Origin of the sequence: Clostridium sp. SGI.024, assembly GCF_050315195.1 — a bacterium.
In the GTDB taxonomy this organism is placed as follows: Bacteria; Bacillota; Clostridia; order Clostridiales; family Clostridiaceae; genus Clostridium.
On sequence record NZ_JBNPON010000023.1, the window covers coordinates 1 to 21597 of the forward strand.

General features: G+C 26.3%; 23 protein-coding genes. 6 read left to right on the top strand and 17 right to left on the bottom strand.

The genetic code is table 11. The features are described from left to right. The first annotated feature begins 23 nt into the window (after positions 1–23). The gene (locus ACQRD5_RS08310) at positions 24–1085 is read left to right on the top strand and encodes a replication initiation protein (protein WP_427746682.1); all 1062 of its coding nucleotides are present in this window, start codon (positions 24–26) and stop codon (positions 1083–1085) included. Between the two features lie 158 nt (positions 1086–1243). On the opposite strand, the gene ACQRD5_RS08315 is transcribed toward ACQRD5_RS08310, so the two are convergent. The 3 genes from ACQRD5_RS08315 to ACQRD5_RS08325 are packed head-to-tail and all read right to left on the bottom strand — an operon-like array spanning position 1244 to position 3742. Further along, positions 1244–2650, bottom strand: a complete 1407-nt coding sequence (locus ACQRD5_RS08315; RefSeq protein WP_427746683.1) for a hypothetical protein — start codon at positions 2648–2650, stop codon at positions 1244–1246. Beyond that, positions 2650–3210, bottom strand: a complete 561-nt coding sequence (locus ACQRD5_RS08320) for a hypothetical protein (protein ID WP_427746684.1) — start codon at positions 3208–3210, stop codon at positions 2650–2652. Before ACQRD5_RS08320 ends, ACQRD5_RS08315 begins: the two co-directional genes overlap by 1 nt. Then, positions 3203–3742, bottom strand: a complete 540-nt coding sequence (locus ACQRD5_RS08325) for a class I SAM-dependent methyltransferase (protein ID WP_427746685.1) — start codon at positions 3740–3742, stop codon at positions 3203–3205. Before ACQRD5_RS08325 ends, ACQRD5_RS08320 begins: the two co-directional genes overlap by 8 nt. Before the next feature lie 611 nt (positions 3743–4353). On the opposite strand from ACQRD5_RS08325, the gene ACQRD5_RS08330 reads away from it, so the two are divergent. The 4 genes from ACQRD5_RS08330 (at position 4354) to ACQRD5_RS08345 (ending at position 7413) form a co-directional block, all read left to right on the top strand. Next, positions 4354–5385: a radical SAM/SPASM domain-containing protein gene (locus ACQRD5_RS08330; protein WP_427746686.1), complete on the top strand. Its 1032-nt coding sequence runs from the start codon at positions 4354–4356 to the stop codon at positions 5383–5385. Continuing rightward, positions 5372–5641: a hypothetical protein gene (locus ACQRD5_RS08335; protein WP_427746687.1), complete on the top strand. Its 270-nt coding sequence runs from the start codon at positions 5372–5374 to the stop codon at positions 5639–5641. The genes ACQRD5_RS08330 and ACQRD5_RS08335 overlap by 14 nt, the downstream gene beginning before the upstream one ends. After that, positions 5638–7212, top strand: a complete 1575-nt coding sequence (locus ACQRD5_RS08340) for an ATP-binding cassette domain-containing protein (protein ID WP_427746688.1) — start codon at positions 5638–5640, stop codon at positions 7210–7212. Before ACQRD5_RS08335 ends, ACQRD5_RS08340 begins: the two co-directional genes overlap by 4 nt. Before the next feature lie 75 nt (positions 7213–7287). Beyond that, positions 7288–7413, top strand: coding sequence for a hypothetical protein (locus tag ACQRD5_RS08345; RefSeq protein ID WP_427746689.1), 126 nt, complete (start codon positions 7288–7290; stop codon positions 7411–7413). Positions 7414–7720: 307 nt separating this feature from the next. Here ACQRD5_RS08345 and ACQRD5_RS08350 read toward each other — a convergent pair whose 3' ends face one another. The 8 genes from ACQRD5_RS08350 to ACQRD5_RS08385 all read right to left on the bottom strand — a co-directional run bounded on the left by ACQRD5_RS08350 (position 7721) and on the right by ACQRD5_RS08385 (position 14943). Continuing rightward, complete coding sequence (locus tag ACQRD5_RS08350; RefSeq protein WP_427746690.1) at positions 7721–8119, bottom strand: hypothetical protein; 399 nt, start codon at positions 8117–8119, stop codon at positions 7721–7723. A gap of 556 nt (positions 8120–8675) precedes the next feature. Next, complete coding sequence (locus ACQRD5_RS08355) at positions 8676–9269, bottom strand: DUF6037 family protein (protein WP_427746691.1); 594 nt, start codon at positions 9267–9269, stop codon at positions 8676–8678. Positions 9270–9289: 20 nt separating this feature from the next. Then, on the bottom strand, positions 9290–9685 hold the full coding sequence (locus ACQRD5_RS08360; RefSeq protein ID WP_427746692.1) for an RrF2 family transcriptional regulator: 396 nt from the start codon (positions 9683–9685) through the stop codon (positions 9290–9292). Between the two features lie 30 nt (positions 9686–9715). After that, positions 9716–9979, bottom strand: a complete 264-nt coding sequence (locus ACQRD5_RS08365; RefSeq protein ID WP_427746693.1) for a hypothetical protein — start codon at positions 9977–9979, stop codon at positions 9716–9718. 114 nt (positions 9980–10093) lie between these two features. Further along, positions 10094–11902 carry a group II intron reverse transcriptase/maturase gene (gene ltrA, locus ACQRD5_RS08370; protein WP_427746694.1) on the bottom strand — a complete coding sequence of 603 codons (1809 nt, stop codon included), beginning with the start codon at positions 11900–11902 and terminating at the stop codon, positions 10094–10096. A 705-nt stretch (positions 11903–12607) separates the two neighbouring features. Further along, a complete protein-coding gene (locus tag ACQRD5_RS08375; protein ID WP_427746695.1) occupies positions 12608–12817 on the bottom strand; it encodes a hypothetical protein in 210 nt (69 codons plus the stop codon). Between the two features lie 77 nt (positions 12818–12894). Beyond that, a complete protein-coding gene (locus ACQRD5_RS08380) occupies positions 12895–13344 on the bottom strand; it encodes a hypothetical protein (RefSeq protein ID WP_427746696.1) in 450 nt (149 codons plus the stop codon). A gap of 168 nt (positions 13345–13512) precedes the next feature. Continuing rightward, complete coding sequence (locus tag ACQRD5_RS08385) at positions 13513–14943, bottom strand: amidoligase family protein (RefSeq protein WP_427746697.1); 1431 nt, start codon at positions 14941–14943, stop codon at positions 13513–13515. Positions 14944–15148: 205 nt separating this feature from the next. Between ACQRD5_RS08385 and ACQRD5_RS08390 the strand changes: the two genes are divergently transcribed. Then, positions 15149–15301 (top strand): hypothetical protein, encoded by a 153-nt coding sequence (locus ACQRD5_RS08390; RefSeq protein WP_427746698.1) that lies wholly within the window; start codon positions 15149–15151, stop codon positions 15299–15301. A gap of 244 nt (positions 15302–15545) precedes the next feature. Here ACQRD5_RS08390 and ACQRD5_RS08395 read toward each other — a convergent pair whose 3' ends face one another. The 6 genes from ACQRD5_RS08395 to ACQRD5_RS08420 form a co-directional block, all read right to left on the bottom strand. Continuing rightward, a complete protein-coding gene (locus tag ACQRD5_RS08395) occupies positions 15546–16610 on the bottom strand; it encodes a DUF4417 domain-containing protein (protein ID WP_427746699.1) in 1065 nt (354 codons plus the stop codon). Further along, positions 16582–16812, bottom strand: a complete 231-nt coding sequence (locus ACQRD5_RS08400) for a hypothetical protein (RefSeq protein WP_427746701.1) — start codon at positions 16810–16812, stop codon at positions 16582–16584. The genes ACQRD5_RS08395 and ACQRD5_RS08400 overlap by 29 nt, the downstream gene beginning before the upstream one ends. A gap of 110 nt (positions 16813–16922) precedes the next feature. Further along, positions 16923–17612: a hypothetical protein gene (locus ACQRD5_RS08405; protein ID WP_427746702.1), complete on the bottom strand. Its 690-nt coding sequence runs from the start codon at positions 17610–17612 to the stop codon at positions 16923–16925. An 18-nt stretch (positions 17613–17630) separates the two neighbouring features. Beyond that, a complete protein-coding gene (gene recA / locus ACQRD5_RS08410; RefSeq protein ID WP_427746726.1) occupies positions 17631–18665 on the bottom strand; it encodes a recombinase RecA in 1035 nt (344 codons plus the stop codon). A 50-nt stretch (positions 18666–18715) separates the two neighbouring features. Beyond that, positions 18716–18877, bottom strand: coding sequence for a hypothetical protein (locus ACQRD5_RS08415; protein WP_427746703.1), 162 nt, complete (start codon positions 18875–18877; stop codon positions 18716–18718). Between the two features lie 644 nt (positions 18878–19521). Continuing rightward, entirely contained in the window at positions 19522–21354 is a 1833-nt protein-coding gene (locus ACQRD5_RS08420) for a hypothetical protein (protein WP_427746704.1), read from the bottom strand. Positions 21355–21597: the final 243 nt, after the last annotated feature.

Genomic DNA, 21597 nt, shown 5'->3' on the forward strand with positions numbered 1-21597 from the left:
ATATATTCATCAGGGGGGATTTTATGAATAAGGATTATATAGTAACTAAATCCAATACATTAGTAACTGCAAATTATGATTTGAGTTTACAAGAGCAAAAGTTAATACTTACTCTTGCAAGTATGGTTCAACCAAATGATGAGGAATTTAAAGAATATGAATTTAAGATAAAAGAGTTTATGGAGTTGTTAGGTGTAGATACAAAAACAAAATATACTGAAATTCCTAAAATAACAAAGGAACTTATGAAAAAAGTATTTGAAATAAGAGAAGGAAAAGATATTGTACAATTATCATGGCTAAGTTCAGCTAGATATAAAACTGGTAATGGAGTAGTTGTATTAAAATTTGACTCTTCTCTAAAACCATATATGTTGCAACTTAAAGAGCTTTATACTAGTTATAAGTTAGAAAATATTCTATCTTTAAGAAGTAAATATTCATTAAGATTATTTGAAGTTTTAAAGTCTAATCAATTTAAAAAGTATTGGATAGTTGAATTGGACGAATTTAAAAAAATACTTGGAGTAACTGAAAAGTCTTATTCGGTATATCAAAATATTAAAAATAGAATTATAATACAAGCTCAAAAGGAACTTAAAGAAAAAACAGATATAAAATTTGATTTTGAAGAAATAAAAACAGGTAGAAAAGTAACTTCAATAAAATTTTATATTCACTCAAATAAAGCTAAGAATACAACTAAAATTAATAGTATTCAGGCTATAGATGAGGTATCAGCAACAATTGAAGAAGATATTCAAGATGATATAATTTCAAAAGTAAAAAATATAATAAAGCGTGTATGTAATAAAAATATAAGTGATAAATCAGCAAATGAAATTTATAAAGCTGCAAGTAAACATAAAGGTTATGCTAATAAGACATTAGAGTTAATAGAGGAAGTAGCATATTATTCTCTAACACAAAATGTAAGGAATGGATTAGTAGGTTGGTTTAAAACTACTGCTGAAAATTATGAAAAGCCAATAAAAACAGCAAAGCAACTTAAATTTAATAATTTTAAGGGTCGAGATTATGATTATGATGATCTTGAAAAGAAGCTTTTAGGATGGGATCAATAAAAAAATCCTTATACTCAAATATTAAAAATGAGTATAAGGATTTTTTTATTTGTCAGAAGATATAAATAAACTAATACATTTACGTACCTGAGATATTGAAATTACTATATTTTAGAAATTTTCATTAGACATAGAAAATAGCCTATATTTTTATATAATTAATTAGATTTTAATCTCTTAATTAAGTTATCAATGGCTTCTTTATCTTTTCTTTTAATAGATTTACTACTACTAGATATAAACTCCATATACTTTTTCATATAAAAGAAATAATTTCTAGTTTCAACTTCAAATTCAGGAGTAGTGTCATATATTCTTTGAGCAGCTATATAAAAATCAGATTTGTTAGAAGCATTATCAGTGTGTAAATTAAAATTTTGCATTGTTCTTTGAGCCTTTACTTTGGCTTCTTTAGCTTTTATAAATTCATTGTATAAGTTATAGGCCCTATGCTCTGCATAGCTATATATAATTATCTTTATTCTTTCAAATTCAAGATCTAATGCATTTATTGAATTTATTTGTTTTAAATATCCGTATGCTGCTTTAAAGTTTCCTGTATCAAAAATAATAAATTCTAAGGTCTTATCTTTGATTCTAGCTATAACTTTTGATATGTTATATAAATTCTCAAATACTTTTTGAACTTCTTTAATCTTAGGAAGTGTTATTTCATTTACTGAGGTATTTATTTTATTAAATGTTTTTTCAGTTTTAAGAAGTTCATTTTCAATATTAGATATTTTTTCTTTAAAATCTTTTAATATATTATTTATGTTAACCATTGCTGAATTTTTGATTAAAAAGTTTTTATAAGCTGAACTTCTAAGTTTTTTTAAGTACTCAATTTCTAAATTCAATTCTTTGATTCCAGGTTTTAAAATTTTTTGAGATTTTTCATTTAATTCATCTTTAAAACTATTGTATTTTGTATCTAAGGTAAGATATTCATTATATTCTTTAGATGAACTTAAAAGATCTATCCCATTATTAATTTTATTTATATTATCTGCGAATTTCTCTTTTTCATTTTTTAATGTTTCAATTTCAAATTTTAAATTTTTTATTTTTTCCTCAGTTTTTTTATACCAGTTATTATATATTTCAGTACTTCCATTATGATTTTTAATAAAAACAATATCCTCCAGGGATTTCATAATAGATTCTTTATCAATTAACTCTTCACCTTGCGTTAGTAAATGGAACTTATATGCAGAAGATAGTAATTGCTTCTCTGTTGGATTTTTCTCAACCTTTTTTACACTTATTCTATTCTTTTTAACCTTTGAGAAATCTTCTTCACTATCTCTTAAATATAAGTATTTCATTGCAGTATCAGAAAGATAGATGTATTTATAGTTTTTATTTATATTTTCCATGCCTATTAGATTGTTTTCTATCATTCCATTAACTATGGTTTGTCCACTAGGTATAAGCTTTTTAAATTGATCTAGAAAACAGTAATTTCCTGCTTTCATTATCATCTCTAAATAAGGTTTATACTTAAATTCGGCAGCTACAAAACTATCTAAGGAAATAATATCATCTCTTACTATAGCCTTCATTAAAAGCACTCCATTCTTGAGCAACCAAGACTAGTTGCTATTTCTTGCTTAAGTTCAATTTCAACTCCAGTATAACTAGAACCAACACTTTCAATTGCAATTAATTCTCCATTAACTTCAATTGCAGCATCAATGCAAGTCTTAAGTTCTCCAGCTTTATCGGGATACATTTCATAATACCTATCTATTAATTCTCTTTCATGCTTCCAGGTATCTTGAATATTAGTATCTAGTTTATGATAAACTTCTGTAAGTTTAATATCATGTTCAAGATGATTGGTTTGTGCAGCACAAAAACTTGTAATTCCAAATTCTTGCCTACAGTAGTCCTTCCCCATCTTATCAAGCTGAATTATAAGGTTGTTTTCGCCCCGAACAATATGTTCGGAAGTTTTTATATATCCACTTTTCTCTAGTTTTTTAAGTCTATCCATACTAATGCCACAATACTCCTTAGCTTGACTTGAATTACATAATCCAGTCTTACTAAGCTGCTTAATAAGATCTCTATCTCTTCCAGTAACAACTTTTACAGTTGATGCCTTTCTTCCTCTAGTCATTAGCAAGCCTCCTTATAATAAGCTTTTCTTTATAAATTTTCTTATCAAGTATTTCGAATTCTTTACTGTTTTCTATAGTTTCAACTATACATTTAAATTCATATGGCTTAATTTGCCCGTTTTTAGCTTCATAGAACAGTTTTTGAGTTTCTATAATACAAAAAGCCTTTGTAACACGTAAAAGCTCATATAAAACGAATTTGAGCCTATCTGGAGATATGAACATTAATACAAAGTTGCAAAGTACTATATCAAATTCTTTATCTTCATTAGGCAATCCATAATTTATATCATGCTTTATGAAATTAACATTAAATTTATTAGGTTTAATACTAGGCTTAGGATCCAGTTTATCAATACCATATAAATTTTTAAAACCTAATTTATAAAAGAAGTATAAATTCCTATAATGACCACATCCAACATCCAGTATTTTATTATTTAAATTAAGTTCTTGGTGATATTTTTTTAAGAATAATAAATTATAATCACTATAGCCTTCCTTCAGGTGATTATTTATAAGAAATGACATTATATACCTCCTGTATATTTATTATAAGATTATACAATTTCTACATATAAAAACAGCAATTCTGTGGATAAACCTATTGATATTTTAAAATTACCCTTTTGCATTTCAGAAATTAGGCTATTTCATTGTATAACTATTCAAATTGGGATTAACTTGTTTTCGAGTCGTAGCCATTAAAACCAATCTTTGATTGGCTTGTTTTTGCGTAAAGCAAAAATTTTCATGGCAATTGCATTCTTTAGAATGTAATAGACCGAAAACAAGTTTATATAGATTAAAGTTATACTAACTTTAATCTATATATTTATTTATATGGATTTTTTATTAATAGCATATGTAAATATTAACGATTTATTTAATTTAGTAATTATATTATTTATTTACATATATTTTATAATAATAAAACTCATTGTAAAAGCATTTAATTTTTATAATGAATTTTATTAAATATGAATAACTAATTGTAAAAATTAAAAAATGTATTTTGCTTAAACTTTTATTGAAAAAAATATACATTTTTGTTAATATATATATTATATTAACAAAAATGTATATTTTTATTAATGCATATTATATATTCATATTTTTTTTAATATTATTTGGAGGTATATATGATGAATGAATTGTTAAAAATTAAATCCCCACTCGTTGTAGAAATGGAAGTTACAAATAATTGTAATAATCGTTGTATATTTTGTTATAACGATACTATAACTCAAAAAAGTAAATATATGAGTTTAGAAAATGCTATAAAGATAATAGATGAGCTTAAAAGAAATGAAGTTTTTGGAGTTACAATAACTGGAGGAGAATGCTTATTAAATAAGGATCTTCCTAAAATAATTGAATACATAAAAAAACAAGACATGACAGTTGGTATTATCACTAATGGAATACTACTAGAAAATAAAATTACTGAGTTATCTAACTTAGGATTATCTCATATTCAAATTTCATTACTTGGATCAAATTCTAAGATTCATGATAATATAGTAAATCATACTGGAGCATTTGAAAAAATTATAAATTCAATAAAGAAATGTAATGAAAATAATATAAAGATTTTCACTAATACTCCTATTGTTAAGCAAAATGTTCATGACTTGGAAAGTATTCTAAAGTTAGCACTAGATTTAAATGTTGTAGGATTTAGTGTAACTAGATATATTCACAATTCATCCAATATATTAGATAAATGTAGTGTATCATTAAAAGAATTTAATGATACACTACGTACATTAATAAAGTATAAAAATAAATTAAATATAAAAATAGCAAATACGGTTCCTCTATGCTCTATTGAAAAAGATATTGACATAATAAATATTCTAGATATATTAACTCCTTGCGATTGTGCAAAAACTTGGTTGACTATTGATTGTGAAGGAAATATTTTCCCTTGCCCATCATTAAGAATTAATTGTGGGTCAATTTTAAATGAAGGACTTAAAAATATTTGGGACAAGAATAAGGTTATTTCTAATATAAAAAATGATATATATATAAAAGAATCTTGTAAGTCCTGTGAAGAGTTTCATATATGTAGTGGAGGATGTAAATCATTTTCAACTTATGAAAATGGATTTATATCAATAAATGACCCTTATATAAAGAAGGAGGAAAATTTATATGTTAGTTGTTAACTGTAAATTTAGAACTGAAGAAGATAAAATCTTACTTTTTAACGGAAATAATATTTGTTTTTCTAATATGATAGGCCTAAAAATACTTAATATTATTCATGCAAATAAAAATTTATCAAAATCTGATTGCATTAAAATATTTTTAAATGAATTTAACTTTAATACATCAGAAGACTATAATTCTGCAAAAGAAGATGTTGAAAGATTCTTAAATCATCTAATTTCTATGAAAATGATATTAGGTGAATCTATATGAGTATATACAAAAAAGATGATTTTTTAATTGAAATCTTCAAAAAGAAATTTAAAATATTTATTATTATTTTTGTGCTATATTTATCTATTCAATTGCAGAATGTTATATCTACATTTTTCATGGGAAAAATGGTTGATCAAATAGCTGCTTCAAATTATTCATTGGCTATAAAGCTAATACTTGCAAGTAGTTTATCTATATTACTTATTAACTTTTTATATTATATATATAATATTTTATTTAAAATCTATAGCTCTAAAATAAGTTATGAAATAAAAAATAAAATCTATAATATTTTACTAGATAAAAAGTTAATATATTTAAAAAAATATAGTCCAAGCTATATTGTAGATAGGATAAATAAAGATTCATCAATATGCTCAGAATTTTTTCTAAATTTAAAACCATCATTCTATATAAATATATTAAATGTAATTATAATGTCGGCTATAATTATATCAATTAACCCATTATCTTTATTAATTATTATTATATTAATTATATTAAACGTAATAGTATATTCTATTTCATATAAAAAAATTTATAAAAGAGAGATAGAGTCAATGGAATCCGTTAATAGCCAATTTAATATAGAAATTAATTGGTTTGATAAACTTAATCTAGTTAAACGAGAAAATATATTTTCTTTGATGTTAAATGATATAGAAGAAAATTTTAATTTTCTTCTTAAAAAAATTTCTAAGTCAGCTAAAACTAATAGTAACTATTCCTTTTTAGGAGGATTAGTTAATATATTATCAACAGTTTTATTAATGACATTCTTTTTATATCAAATTATAGATAATAAGTTAACAGTAGGAAATTTTATTATAGCCTTTTCATATTATGGTGAGCTATCTAAAAATATAACCAGCATATTAAGCTATGGTAAAAATATTCAAAGTTACAATGTTGCTTTGGATAGAATAAACGAGTTGATTAATCTTTCAAGTGAACCAAATGGAAATAAAATTTTAGATACTATAGATCACATATCTTTAAGAAACATAAATATACAATTTCCAGAAACTAAATTACTGAACAATTTTTCTTATGAATTTAATAAAGGAAATATTTATTTAATAACTGGCCCAAATGGGGTCGGAAAAAGCACCTTAATAGATGTTATTTTAGGATTACTTGATAATTATTCAGGAGATATATATATAAATTCTATTAATAAAAAGGATTTAGATATGAAATTTTTAAGAACTAATAAAATTTCATATGCTAGTCAGGAAACTATCATACTAGAATCCTCACTTGAAGATAATATAAATTTAAAGTTTGAAAGACCTATTAATAATTTGTTTAAATTAGAAAATTTAAACAATAAACAATTCAATTCAGCTTCATTGTCTGGAGGAGAAAAAAGAAAAATAATACTAAATAGAGCCATTTCAAAAAATAGCGATTTACTTATTTTTGATGAACCAGATACTTTCCTGGATCAAGATTCATTGTTAGAATTTAAAAAGTATTTAAAGTTTGAATGCTCTAACAAAATAATTATTATAATCAGTCATAACAAAGATTTAATAAATCTTTCAAAAAATATCATAAGATTATAGATAATTTTATAATGATTGTTAAAATACTCTAAGTATTTTAATTATAAATAAATCTATAGAGGGGAGTGATTACTTATGTATGAGGCACCAATAATAGTTCCAATGAAAAATGAACCAGGTACTGGTGGAGGTTGTTTTACTTCTTGTTATTCTTCTTGTTTCTGTTTCTGTTTCTGCTGGAGTCTTTTGGGAGGTTCATAATCTTCAAAAGAAATATTAGTATAAAACACAGTCAAAATTGACTGTGTTTTTCTAATGTGATGATGTTAAATATTCTTGAAAATTTAACAATATATATTTTTTTTACTAGTTAGTAGTTAACTTATATTGTTATTATATTTCCTTCTATAATGATTTTAAACTCTTGTTTTAACATGGCATATGTTAACCTATTACTAATGGTAATACTAAAAAATCTGTAATATTAAAATTTATTATATCTTCCCCTAATTCACATAATATTATAGCATTTAATTTTAATAATTTCGTTAAATTGAAAGTAAATATATTATTCATTAATTATTTTATGAATCAGCCCTACAGAGCATTTATACATTTCAGCTATTTCTTTGATTGTTTTTCCTTGAATACGATACATTTTCATCATTTCTTTTTCCTGATTTAAAAATCTTTCTTTTCTTCCAGCTCCACGTTCATTATGTGTTTTTTTATCTGATGCTGCATTACTACCTTTTAATGATTTGTTTTCATTTTTTAATTTTTGAATTTCACTTTTTAATTTCTGAATTTCTTTTTCTTGCTTTTCTATAACCTTTCCTCTTTTAACTGCTTCTACTGCATAATCCCCTTCCTTATAGTAGGCTGAATTATGCAATGCATTTTCTAGTTCCGTTATTTTTTCTAAAAGCTTTTTATTTTCATCTTTTAATTTTTGAATTTGATTCATGCATATAACCCCTTCACAAATTAATTTATGAATAAAGTTTAACATACTATCGTTTTATTTTTAATAATTAATTTATGAATTTCAAAACTCACTCTTCATAATTTAATTATTGAACATTTCGCTAAAGGTTATTTTAATGAATAACAAAAGTCAATGATCTATGATCATCGGCTTTTCAATTGCGCTAAATTCAAATTTCACGAAGAAATAAAAATTAACGAATTCAAGCCATTTATAAACTATGTTATAATAGAAAAATAGTAGTTAATTGTTTACTATTTCTAAACAAAATTTTTAAAAGGTACTATTTCGCAACTAAGATTACGAAATAGTACCTTTTTATTCCCTATAAAAATCTTCATCATTAATTTCATTTACTGCTACTTCATATTGTTCATCAGTAAAGGAAATATTGTTTTTCTTTAATAATCTCACATACTTTTCTAAGTCATTGTTAGATACTACATATGAACATCAATTACCTTTAGTAAAGCTACGCTTATTCCTTTTATTGATGCAAGTAATTTATTTGAGGATAACATATATATGACTTTTTTTATCTCCTAATATCATTTTTACTCTTTGGTAAATAATATTCTATAGCTTTACTTGGAATATCAGTCCATTTACTACTAATATTATTTTTCTTACACATTAAATAAGCTTCTGTTCCTAATATTTCTTTAGTTTTTTCTAAATTCTCTTTCCTTACATTTTTGCTAACCTTATCATCATCAAACCACCCACAAAAATATATTTTGTTTGCTTCTTCTACATTTCTCTTGTATACTGCATAGTCACTCGGTTTCCATTTATTTTTGACATCTATTTTTTTAGGTATCTTCTTATTTAATTCATTAAAAAAATATATTGTTTTAAATGGATTCTCTTTATTATATTTTAACCCTAATATTTCTATTAGTTTTAAATATTTATCTCCAATATTTATATCAATTATATATCCCTTAATTACGTTCAATTCAAAATAAAAATTTCTAGCTATAACTCCAATACATAATTTATAAGGAACTTCATCAGTAAAGAAAAAAACATCGAAAACTACATTGCTATAAGTAAATATAAATTTACTTCTTTTAACATCATTTATTTTCATTGAATTATGAAAATCTTTAAGACCATCTAATCTCATAAAAACCCCTTTTCATATAACTATAACAAATCTGCTAATGTAAATTTAGAAAACTCATTTATAAATTCATCTAATGCTACTTGCATTATTCCTTTAAGTTTACAGTTAGGATTTATGTATGGACAGCAATTATCTTTATTAAAGCATTCAGCTATATTTAAATTACTTTCTGTTATCTTAAGTACTTCTCCTAAATTTATATCTCTAGGCTCTAATCCTAGTTTTATACCTCCTACTCTACCTTTCATCGATACAACTAAATCTGTTTTAGCTAATTTATGTATTATTTTTTTAAGATGATGTTCTGATATTTTCAATTCTTTAGATAAATCCTCTACTATAAAAACTTTATTTTTATCCTTAGCTAAATAAATTAGAACTCTAAATGAATAGTCAGTAAATTTAGTCAAATACATATAGATCCAATCACCTCCATATCATACCTTTTAAAATAATTCATAGTTACCATCTTCAAGTCTTTTGTATATTTTAGCATACCCTACTTTATTAATTCCTGAAAACATAGTTAATTCATCTTTTACATCAATTATTATATCAGGCTCTTCATAGTCTTCTTCATAATCAGGCTCATCTTTATCTACAGCATAATTTGATCTTACTTTTTCAGGTCCATTATAAACTTCTACATTTAAATCAAACATTAATGCAAACATTGATAACGCTCTTGCCAAATCTATTCTCATAATCATTTGTAATAGCGATAGGTAATGTTTTGATTTTATCTCCGCATTTTCCCCCGCTTCACACCGTACATGAGACTTTCGTACTCATACGGCGTTCCAACAATTTCTCCATCTTATATATTAAATAGTAAAATTTCCGACTAACTTTCTTAAAGAATTGACACGTTTTAAACATTTTTTATCTAAATTTAAAATTTGTAAATATTTATTAATTACTTCTAAATTAGTACTGTGTACTAATTTATGAACTTCGTAGCATAGCCATACTAGGTTAGCATATTCATCTGTTCCACCTAGCTCTTTTGGGATTTTATGATGACATTCCATATTTATTGGGTCTAAGATGTCACCTGTTACATAGCATTTCCCTCTTTGCCCTGCTATCAGAGATATTTTATTATCCTCTAGTTCGGTATCACCTTTTTCATAACTATTTTTAAGCAGGTATTCGATTAAGAATTCAACGCCTCCTAATTTGTTATGAATTAGTTTTCTACCTCCTTCAGTATAATTACAGATACTCTGATTAAAATTCATTGGTGGTTTATTAACGCACCCATATATGGGAAACAGGGTAACTCCTTGAATTGTCCTTGTTTTACTTCTATAGTTCCCATATAACTTTTCGTATGATTTAGATTTAAATGCCTTATTCGTACTAATTCTTCTTAATTTGTTATATAAGTTCTTTCTGACTAAAAAATCAATTTCTTTCATATCTATGCTTATATGTGAAGCACAATTATAATAGTTATGCATTCCTAAAACTATAGAATTAAATTTTTTAACTTCTTTACTGTTCCTATTTTTTCCTATAATTTTAATTTGATTTTTTAGATTTTTAATGACTTTCTTTTTACTTTTATCACTCATATTGCTTTTACATACATATTTTTTACTTTTTAACATTACTTTCAGTTTGAACCCAAGAAACTCAGTATAATTTTTTCTTAGATTAGTTATTTTAGACTTTTCAGGACTAATTTCTAATCCTAATCTTTCCTTTAACCACATTCTAATTGCAGTAAATATTTTTTGTGCTGATTTATAGTCTCTACAGAAGACTTTAAAGTCATCTGCATATCTTACAAAAAACATTTCTTTCATTTGAGTTCTTTTTAAAGTTCTATATCTGTTATTATTATATTCGTGTCTAGTTTCAAAGGTTTCCCATTGATTACTAATCCACCAATCTAATTCATTTAATACAATGTTTGAAAGTAAGGGACTTATTATTCCACCTTGAGGGGTTCCTTTATGTGGAACTCCTTTTCCTTGTATTTCTGATTTTAATATTTTTCCAATTACACTTATTAGATTTTTGTCTCGTATGCCTAGATTCCACATTTGTTTCTTTAACTTACTGTGGTCTACATTGTCAAAGAAACCTTTTATATCAATGGCAACTACATAATGTAGTTTCGCTCTATTTATTAAAGACATACATCTTGATATGGCATGTTTAGTAGACCTATTAGGTCTAAAGCCATAACTGTGATTATGAAATTTAGCTTCACAAATTGGTTCTAATATTTGTTTTATACTTTGTTGTATAATTCTATCGTCCATACAAGGTATTCCTAATGGTCTTGTTTTCCCATTGGGTTTAGGAATTTCAACTCTTCGTACACTTTTTGGGAAATAATTTTGTAATTTATTTTGAAAATACTTTACAAAATCTGTTTCATTCATTTTTCTATACTCACTTATATTTTTACCATCAGTACCTACTGTTGTAGAGCCTTTATTTTTTTTGATATTTCTATAAGCTAGTAATATATTTTCTCTTGAACTTATTAGTTCCATTAGGTGTGCGAATATATATCCTTTCTTAGATTTATAATATAAATCATCAAGTATGCTTTGCATTGAGTAATATTCATTATTTCTTAGCAGTTGTCTTTTCTTTAATACTACATTTTCGTTCAAGTCTGCTACTTCTCCTTTGTAAAGTTTCGCATCTTTTAGTCTTACAAGAACCTTGAATTTATTTTCTATTTAATTTTGATGATGTCAAATTGTCTAGTGGCTATTGCTCCATCAACATTACATTGAATTCATAGCTTTATGCCACCACTCTCACTTAGATTAAGATAAGTTATAGCTAAAGCCTTTCCTTATCAATACTTCATTGGTAGTAAAACCTTCGTATTCTAAGCTTTCCTTGTTCCGTTATCAATATCTTTTCATATACCTTTAGGCCATTGGTTTGAGCCTGTAAGCTTGATAATGCCTATAACATTATATAGATTTTCATAGATACGATTTTTACTCATCTACACTTACAACACTTTAGTGTTAATTCCATTTCTAGAATTTTGATATTTAGACCCGTATATTCCCAATTTCGTCAGTTCTTTATTAAGAACAATCCTAACCATAGGTATTTTATAGACACCCGACCTATCATACACTCGACTACCTCTAGTTCGCTTTTCGTGCTATATTTCTATAACTTACGGTGTACTCTCAGTCGTCTTCACCGAGCTTATAACCCTTTAATGTTTACTCATTAAAGCGCTATTCGGAGTATTAGTGGGAGCATTTCAAGGCGTTACCCTATCATTCTACTCACTCTTAATAACAGTTCTAAACTTCAGAATTTAATCTGCTAATTTAGGCTAATCTTTTCAATTAGCAACAAGTCGCACCATATCTATCATCACTATCTATATATGGCTCATCTATGACATGAAGCACATCTTGCTCATTATCTGCTTCGTATATTTTTCCTTCAAACTCAATAACATATTTTCTTTTAGCTTTATCTAGGCTTTCTATTTCCCTTACCCAATCCGTATTTTTAGTTACCATAAATTCATCACTTCCTTTAAATACTTTCATTTATTAATTAATGAATAATGATTGCATAAATTATTTTATGTAATGTATTTTATTATTCAATTATTAATTTATGAATTCTATTCATTTTCATTAATTATTTTATGAACTAATCCAACTGAACAAGAATACATTTCAGCTATTTCTTTAATAGTTTTACCTTGAATACGATAGAGCTTCATAGTTTCTTTTTCTTGAATTGTAAATCTTGATTTTCTTCCAGCTCCACGTTCATTGTGAATCTTTAAATCTATAGGGCCTCTCGTACTTTTCAATAATTTGTTTTCATCTTTTAATTGTTGAATTTCATCTTTTAATTGTTGAATTTCATTTTTTTGTTTTTCTATAATACGCCCTCTCTCAACTGCTTCTATAGCATAATGTCCTTCTTGATAGTAAGCTGATCTACGTAATTGTTCCTCCAAGTCTTCTATATCTTTTAAAAGACGTTTATTTTGTTCTTTTAATCTTTGCACTTCACCCATACCATCACTCCATTCACAATTTAATTTATGAATACATTTTAACATATTTTACTTTTTTGTTCAATAATTAAATTATGAACTTTCAAATATTAATTATTAAAAACATCTTTTTATAAAAGTGTCCTGGGATACTTCTATTTTTAAGCAATTTATCTATTAATTCACTCGAAAATTAATGAAAATCTATTGTTTTCCAGGACACATTTCTATTGACTATCTCCATTCATTTTTCTTAAAAACATTTAATATCATGTCTTTATCTCTCTTTCTTGAGAAGGCTATATCTAGGAGCTCTATCATCTTTTCTTTTGTTCTTGTTCCTGAAGAAGTCCTGGCGTCTTTTAATATTTTCCCTCTCTTTTTATAATTTTCATCTTCAGTATCTCTCCATCTTGCTTTTTCAGATGCATTTATTATTCCTGCAGCTAATTTTATGTTTGCCTGGATCTGCTTCGGATTAAGAGATCCATTAAAATATCTAAACTCAACGGTAGGAGCTCTATCTGTTGCTATATTTTTTAAGTTGATTCCATAGTACCTATTCATTCTACTAACTCTTTGTGCCATTTCTATGACATCACTATCATTTTCCAGTCTAAAAGCCATTCTATTAGCTTCTGCAGCTCTTTCACTAAAGCTAGTTGCATAATTAGAAGCGTTGCTTCTTATTCGGCCTAAATCTCCTCCTGCAGCTTTATATAAGCATTCTTCATAGTTTTCTACTATCTTAAAGAATCGTCTCCAACGCTGGCGAGCAGTATCGAGTTTATTCATTCCTATGTGAACATGTCCACCACAAGATTGATTTATTCTAGCTCCATGCCTTTTTGCAACTTCGCATATTGTTTCAATTTGTCTCCATGTTTCTGGAGTATCTTTTAGTATTGGAGATACTAATTCTCCACCTTGACCTCCAGAAGAAACACTTCCATCTCTTTCTAACTTCCATTTACTATTATCGCTTACTCTTGCGTGATATCCCAATCTATACGGAGCTGCAGTAATTCCTAAATCATATAGTTCACTTGCTATTGTATCTGCATTTCCACCAACAAACTCTAGCTCAACTCCAAAGGTACTTGTATTACCGTTTAGTACATTTTCATATTCATAATTAATAAGATCATCATTAATATTCTCATATGTTGTGTCAAATGTATCTAAATTGTCGCTATAAAAAAAGCCATCATCTGTTGATGGGCCTTCCTGGTTTCTTTGTATTTCATCTCTTATATCTTGTTGCATCCTAGCTCTCATTACTTCATTAGCTTCCATATCTCTTATTTCTTGTTCTGCTTGTCCAATAGCATTATTTACAGCATTCATATGTCTGCAGGTACGATTTCTATTTTGAAAATCAGGACATGTACAAGAGTCTACATCATTACTTACAAAGTATCTTATATTACTAGCAGAATCAACTATATATCTTTCATCTTCTTCATCATAGGTTACTCTTATTTCTTCATTTCTTCCACGTGATCTTGAATCACCTTCAACAACGATACTTTCACTTAATCTATTATTTACTCTTGAGGCTAAATCATTAATTACTCCAGGACTCATTCCTGATCCTGAAGCTCCAATTGCTCCAGTTCCTGAGTTTGATTCCGTTGATATTGTATTACTTCTTCTCTTTGGCATAATTTCTCTCTCCTTTATCACTTGTATTTTTCTAAAAATGAAAATAAAAAAACAGACTAGTTAAACTAATCTGCTAATATATTCATTTTATGTTATAATTATATTGTTTTTATACCGTATGTGATGGGATACGGTGGTTTGTACATTTTTCCACCTTGGCTATTGATATTTATTCAATCAAAAGCAAAAGATGGTGGTATTGACGATGCAAGAGATTATTATAGTGGGATCTATATTATTATTTCTTATTAAAATGATATTGAAACATAATAAGGATTTCTCTTTAGAAGTTCAAGTTAAAATATTAGGGTTAAATATCAAAATTAATAGCAAAGAAAAAAAGCACCCATCCGAATAATAGTGTGCTTATTTTCTTAATTAAATCAATTTAATTTCATCAATAGCCCAAAAGCTAAAAATGTTCTAGGACTAGCATCGTATTAGCAGTACGATGCTTTTCTTATTTATATTATATCACTTTTTTTATTTTTTTAACACATAATTTATAAATAACATTTTATATACTATATAGCTTCACAAATTAATACATGAAACGTATTCTTCAAATATTAATTTATGAATTTATTTGTTAATAATTTAGACTAGTTTACTTCTGATAAAAAATTATTTTTTATATTTTCTTTTTTCACTTTATAAACTTCATTATAAAAATCAAGATTCATTTTAAATATTTCATCTTTAGTTATAGATCTATCTAATTGTTTTTTGTGTTTTATTGAAAACCCCTTTCTACTATTAACCCAAGCAGCTTGATGCATTATAGAAATTTTTCTATCTTCACTTATTTTCTTGATTTCTACAACTCTTTGAATTGAAGAAATACCTGCGATGATAATTTCTATGTCTTTAGGTATTCTTGAAATCAAAATTTTATATCCAAGCAAATAATGTCTCCAGGCATTGCTTGCCTTTAATCTAGTATCAACGTTCATAAAGCTGAAAGCTATAGTTTTTATATTACTTCTATTAATTTCTTTAATCCAACACTCTAAATCTTCATTTGTAGCCCATATAACATCTAATACTGCTGGCAATCCTTCCTGGATCATTTCATTATAGACTCTTTTAGTCCGTTGAATATTATAAAGGTGTTCAGATCTTGGAGCATCTTCATAAAGTGAAAAATTTGGAGTTATTATTGCTTTAAAATTTTGTTTTTTAAGTTGCTTATATAATAACTTTCTATTTTCCCAAAAACCTTCTAAAGCTCTATCTTTAATATAAAATTCAGCTATTCCATTTATTTCTTCGGGTAAATTCAAAGTTCTTATATATCCTTTCATATTGTATATTGGTGATATATTTTCTCCGTTGGCCGATAATAAAAATTCTCCATGTATTCCAACAGTATTATTTACTTTTGAAAAGTCAAAATTACTTTTAAGCTTGTCTGGCATAATTGGAATATATCCAGGTAAATCATAAAAAGAATTAGGTAATAAAACTCTATCATCTTTAATTTCTTTAATAATATTAAAGGTGCCTAACTTTCGTGGACACCTAACTAAACATCTTTTTAATTTTTCCTTGCTACATTTACAAAGTGATACATCACAAAGAGAGCATCCTTTACAAGATCCATCTATTTTTTTTGAGCAAGTATTACAATTTCTTATTTTACAAAGACTTATGCAATTTCCATCCATCTTTTGTTAAAACTCCTTCACTTTCATTTTTTAATTCTTTAAATTGCTCCTCTATAATTTCACTTATATTTAATATCTTTATCAAATTATCAGATGAAATTTTATCTAAATTATTTTTCATAAGTTGTAGCTGCCTTGTTATAATTCTTGCTTCTTTTAAAAATTCAACTACAGCTAAATCGTCATTCTTGAATATTTTCATTTTTTAATTTTCCTTTCTTAAGATTTATAAATATATATACTACAGTGACCATATTATTTTAATATAGCCACCTTTATCTTTATTTTTTATAATAATTAAAATACAATCACTTATTCATTAATCTCATTTACTTTTGCATATTGAATATTATTTATATATTTTATAAACTCATCTCTTGTTTTTTCAGTGATATATACTTTAGCTGGCAAATTTAAAAGCTTACATTTAACAAAAGTTGAATATCCAATAATTAATTCATATTCATCAGTATCTTCAATCTTTTTTACTACTACTATTCCTATCGATTTATTTAAATCTACAATAGATTTTTTAGCATGAATATTATTAATAATTTTAATTTTATCCATCTTCATTTCTATTAGGCTATCATTTAATCCAGGAATATATTCACTCCAATTAGGTTTATATATTATCTCACAAGATTTCTTTGTAGCATTATTATCCATTAATGCTTTTTCTTTTAACCTTTTTTTTCTTTCTATTATACTCTGTAATCTTTCTTCAGTATTAATTATTGACGACACCTTAAAAAATAAGAATGGAATATCTTTTTTATTTTTTCTTATTTGAATTATTCCCTTTAAATTAAATAAGAGCTCTTTGTAATTAAACTTATTTATATATTCATAATGTTCATTGCTTAATTCTAAATAGATAATACTTTCAAGATTTTCTTCACCTATAATAGCTTTACTTACACAACTATATGTATTTTCATTTACTTTTGTAAAATCAGAATCTATCTTACAATCTTTTAACTTGATTTCTTTTATTTCCATAACAGATCTCTTCCTTTCTTATTCTTCGCTATTTATTTTTTCTGCTCTCTCATTTGATTTTGAATTTATTTTTTCATATAACTGACTTTCAATTTTCTTTAATATTTCAGGATTTTCCTTTAGATATTCTTTCCCTTTTTCTCTCCCTTGTCCCAATCTTTCTTCACCATAACTAAACCAAGCTCCACTTTTAGTTATAATATTTTCTTTTACACCAATATCTATAATTTCACCTATTCTATCTATTCCTTTTCCATACATAATATCAAATTCTGCTTGTTTAAATGGTGGAGCAACTTTATTTTTAATTACCTTAACTCTTGTTCTATTTCCTACTACACCTTCTCCTTGCTTAATAGAATCTATCTTCCTTACATCTAGTCTAACAGAAGAATAGAACTTTAATGCTCTTCCGCCTGGTGTTGTTTCTGGATTTCCAAACATTGTGCCAACTTTCTCTCTAAGTTGATTTATAAAAATGACAATACAATTGTTCTTTTTAATAAGACCTACCAGTTTTCTTAATCCTTGAGACATAAGTCTTGCTTGAAGCCCAATATGAGAGTCTCCCATTTCTCCGTCTATTTCTGCTCTAGGAACTAATGCAGCTACTGAATCAATTATAAGTACATCTATAGCTGAGGATTTTATCAAAGCTTCAGCTATTTCTAAAGCCATTTCTCCATTATCAGGCTGAGAAATTATAAATCTATCAGTATCTATTCCTAGAGATCTGGCATATACAGGATCCAATGCATGCTCTGCATCTACCATTGCTATTTCTCCACCATTTTTTTGTGCTTCAGCAGCAATATGTAAAGCTAGAGTAGTTTTACCTGAACTTTCAGGCCCATAAATTTCAATTACTCTTCCTCTTGGAACACCACCTATTCCTAAAGCTAAATCTAACCCAATAGACCCAGTTGATATAACCTCAACTTCTTCATTTGATTTAGCTCCTAGGAGCATTACAGCTCCTTTACCGAAAGCTTTCTCTATATCAGCCATAGCTTTTGATATTGCTGTGTTTTTTTCGCTACTAAGGTATGGAATATTTACCTCAGATAACCCATTATTCTTTACTACATCTTCTTTTTTAGCCATTAATTTTTCCCCCTTATTTTTGAATTTAATATCATGCTTATTTGCTCTTCTTCATTAATTTTTTTCTTTAGTTTTTCCCCAGAATAATAAAAGGTTTTATCTATTGGTTTACGTTTCTTTTTTTCTTCCCTTTCTAATATTTCTTTAAACTTTTTATTCATAAATCCTCAACCTCCCTAAAAATATTACTTAAACCCTTTTTTATTATTAATCCAATTGGCTAAATCAATAACCTTACGACTTTATTAAAAATTTTTCGCGCCGCCCCAGTGGCTACCGCCTTCCATCGATAGGAACCCAATCGACTCCAGTTGGTCTACTGATGAAGGAATATCTCTGTTCTGTTTATTACTCTTTATACAATATCCTCGTATATGATACTCGTTTATTAATAAAAAATATCCTTAGCTTTTTAAATATTGTTAATATATCCCTTAATTTATAAATAAATCTCTGAGGAATTCCCTTCGGGAATCCCTATAAATATTATATTTAGATGCTCAGAAAAAATATATAGGCTTAAGCCTTGCTTTTACTAACTTTATAGCTGTTTTAAAACTTGATTTTTTCACCAATCAGTGTAAATTTTACTTATATTGGTAATTTATTTTGTCATTTTTTATTATCTTTCTTTCAGTTTATTCTCTCGTTATTTCTGGAGTCTTTTGTCGTCTTTATAATGCTTTTAATCCCTTTATAAAGCTTATTAGATAGCTTTTACATTGCTTTAATACCTTCTACCTTTATTCGTATTTTTATTGAATTTCACCTGGAATATTTCATTAAAATACGAACATTATTTGTTTTAAGGTGGTGATCCTCGCCTATGTTTTATATCTTGAGTTTTACTTAAAATATAAATTTCACCTTTTTCTTCTTTAATATTTGTACTAGCTTCTAATTTTTCAAAATTGAATTTTAATTGTGTTCCGTTTGCTACCTTCTTTTCTTCTATAAGCTTTTCTAACTCTTCTTTTGTAACTCTTTTTGTTTCTTTTACTTCTTCTAAGTTTATTACTTTTCTTGATTTATAATATACTGTAAATCCATTTTTATTTTTTGTTAAAAAGCCTAACTTCTCTAAATTATTTAAGAAATTATAAGCACTTCTCTCACTTTTAAAAGCTAGATATTCTGCGATTTTAACTGTATCTAAGCTAATGAAAGCTCCATACTCGTTTCCTGAATAGGATTTTACTATTAACATTAATACCTTTCCTATTTTTTGTTTTAAAATATCAAAGGCTTTATCTATATAATCTATTGGTAATCTATAAATAGCATTTTCTCTCTTTATAATTACTCTATGTAATCCATCTTTCTTTTCTAATCTTCCACCAGTCTTTTTAACTAATTCTTTTAATGCTCTTTCATTTATTTTAGCTTCTTCTAAGCTGAAATACTTGTCTAAAAGATTACCTTTTTCTAATTCTAAATATAGTCTAAAATGACGCATTGCTCCCTTATTGTTATAAATAGATTCTATAATCTTTCTTGATATATATATGCTATTTATTGCCTTTCCACAAGACTTACAATTAAGCTTTAAACCTTCTTCTTCAAATAACATTTTTACCTTGTCACAAGAAAAGTTAGTATTGTTATTCAATATTGATTTATATTTGCTACAAACTGCTCTTAAGCTTTCATCATGTCTCCACTCTATAGCCTTTCTTTCTAATATTTCTAATATTTCCTTTTTACTATAATTTGCTTCTTTTAAGCCTAAAGCTATAGTAACTAAGAAATTATTTCTATTACCCTTTTCCATTAAAGGCATGTCTATTAAAGCCTTAACACATTCTTTATTGTATACTGAAGCTCCAGGTAAAGATAATACTTTCTTATTATTTTTTAATGCTTTTTCAATTTTCCTTTTAGAATTTTCATATAATTTAGTCATCTTAAAGGAAGTAATACTAGGTAACACTAATTTCCTTATGTCTCTTTGCTTTCTAGTTAGTTGAGCTCTAGTTTTCTGTCCTGTCATTAGCTCCATAAGCTCATTTACTGTAATATAATTTACATATCCACCATTGTAATAACTTCCTGGTGTTTTTATTAATCTATAGCTAGAATTAACTACACTTTCATCCACATATTTTAAACTTACATTTTCTTTTATGGTCCTATACATATCTGTATAAATTCTATGTATATGCTTTCCAGATTTTAAATTGAAAGTCTTAGGATTAACCATTACATAAATGGATTTTGAATTATTTATAATAATAACTATATCTTCTTCATTCACATCTAGTTCATAAATTAAATATTGAATATATTGAGCTGCTTCTAAAGCAACTTCATATTGTTCTTTTTTCTTTCTAGATTCAAATTCTAAAGTAAAGGGATAATATCTATCATCTAATTCTTCAGATCTTATATTTCTTTTTTCCTTGCTTAAATAAGTACAATGGCCTTGAAGACTAAAATGGCTTAACTCTTTATTCCATCTATTTTTAATAGGATAAGCTAATAATTTTTCTATATGTGTTTCATGTTTCTTTTCTGCTCTTTTTTGTGCAAAGGGTCCTTGAACTACTTCATGTATTCCAAAAACGCTTTTAAACACTCCATTTTTATTGGTATACTCGTATATAAACATTTGCTTAATAAAATTCCCTGTAATCTTCATGGCCATTACACCTCCTTTTAATCTAATAAAAAATTTCAATAAAAAAACTCCTAGGTACAAAATACCTAAGAGTACATATATCAAAACTTTATTTTTCTTAGTAATATATAAAATAATGAAATCACCAAATTTTATATATTGCTTTACAATTAATCTTATGCTATTATGATATTAACAATGATTAATTGCAAAAAAACAAGTTCTAACAGCTGTTCTTGGTAATGTCTCTACCACAGTTTCAGT

Excerpts from the sequence above, each read along its gene's own strand:
- ACQRD5_RS08315 (WP_427746683.1), bottom strand. The coding sequence starts at position 2,650 with ATGAAGGCTATAGTAAGAGATGATATTATTTCCTTAGATAGTTTTGTA.
- ACQRD5_RS08405 (WP_427746702.1), bottom strand. The coding sequence starts at position 17,612 with ATGGAAATAAAAGAAATCAAGTTAAAAGATTGTAAGATAGATTCTGAT.
- ACQRD5_RS08350 (WP_427746690.1), bottom strand. The coding sequence starts at position 8,119 with ATGAATCAAATTCAAAAATTAAAAGATGAAAATAAAAAGCTTTTAGAA.
- ACQRD5_RS08360 (WP_427746692.1), bottom strand. The coding sequence starts at position 9,685 with ATGTATTTGACTAAATTTACTGACTATTCATTTAGAGTTCTAATTTAT.
- ACQRD5_RS08335 (WP_427746687.1), top strand. The coding sequence starts at position 5,372 with ATGTTAGTTGTTAACTGTAAATTTAGAACTGAAGAAGATAAAATCTTA.
- ACQRD5_RS08420 (WP_427746704.1), bottom strand. The coding sequence starts at position 21,354 with ATGAAGATTACAGGGAATTTTATTAAGCAAATGTTTATATACGAGTAT.
- ACQRD5_RS08375 (WP_427746695.1), bottom strand. The coding sequence starts at position 12,817 with ATGAAAGTATTTAAAGGAAGTGATGAATTTATGGTAACTAAAAATACG.
- ACQRD5_RS08395 (WP_427746699.1), bottom strand. The coding sequence starts at position 16,610 with ATGGATGGAAATTGCATAAGTCTTTGTAAAATAAGAAATTGTAATACT.
- ACQRD5_RS08400 (WP_427746701.1), bottom strand. The coding sequence starts at position 16,812 with ATGAAAATATTCAAGAATGACGATTTAGCTGTAGTTGAATTTTTAAAA.
- ACQRD5_RS08390 (WP_427746698.1), top strand. The coding sequence starts at position 15,149 with ATGCAAGAGATTATTATAGTGGGATCTATATTATTATTTCTTATTAAA.
- ACQRD5_RS08415 (WP_427746703.1), bottom strand. The coding sequence starts at position 18,877 with ATGAATAAAAAGTTTAAAGAAATATTAGAAAGGGAAGAAAAAAAGAAA.
- ACQRD5_RS08365 (WP_427746693.1), bottom strand. The coding sequence starts at position 9,979 with ATGATTATGAGAATAGATTTGGCAAGAGCGTTATCAATGTTTGCATTA.
- ACQRD5_RS08380 (WP_427746696.1), bottom strand. The coding sequence starts at position 13,344 with ATGTTAAAATGTATTCATAAATTAAATTGTGAATGGAGTGATGGTATG.
- ACQRD5_RS08340 (WP_427746688.1), top strand. The coding sequence starts at position 5,638 with ATGAGTATATACAAAAAAGATGATTTTTTAATTGAAATCTTCAAAAAG.
- ACQRD5_RS08320 (WP_427746684.1), bottom strand. The coding sequence starts at position 3,210 with ATGACTAGAGGAAGAAAGGCATCAACTGTAAAAGTTGTTACTGGAAGA.
- ACQRD5_RS08310 (WP_427746682.1), top strand. The coding sequence starts at position 24 with ATGAATAAGGATTATATAGTAACTAAATCCAATACATTAGTAACTGCA.
- ACQRD5_RS08355 (WP_427746691.1), bottom strand. The coding sequence starts at position 9,269 with ATGAGATTAGATGGTCTTAAAGATTTTCATAATTCAATGAAAATAAAT.
- ACQRD5_RS08345 (WP_427746689.1), top strand. The coding sequence starts at position 7,288 with ATGTATGAGGCACCAATAATAGTTCCAATGAAAAATGAACCAGGTACT.
- ACQRD5_RS08325 (WP_427746685.1), bottom strand. The coding sequence starts at position 3,742 with ATGTCATTTCTTATAAATAATCACCTGAAGGAAGGCTATAGTGATTAT.
- ACQRD5_RS08385 (WP_427746697.1), bottom strand. The coding sequence starts at position 14,943 with ATGCCAAAGAGAAGAAGTAATACAATATCAACGGAATCAAACTCAGGA.
- ACQRD5_RS08330 (WP_427746686.1), top strand. The coding sequence starts at position 4,354 with ATGATGAATGAATTGTTAAAAATTAAATCCCCACTCGTTGTAGAAATG.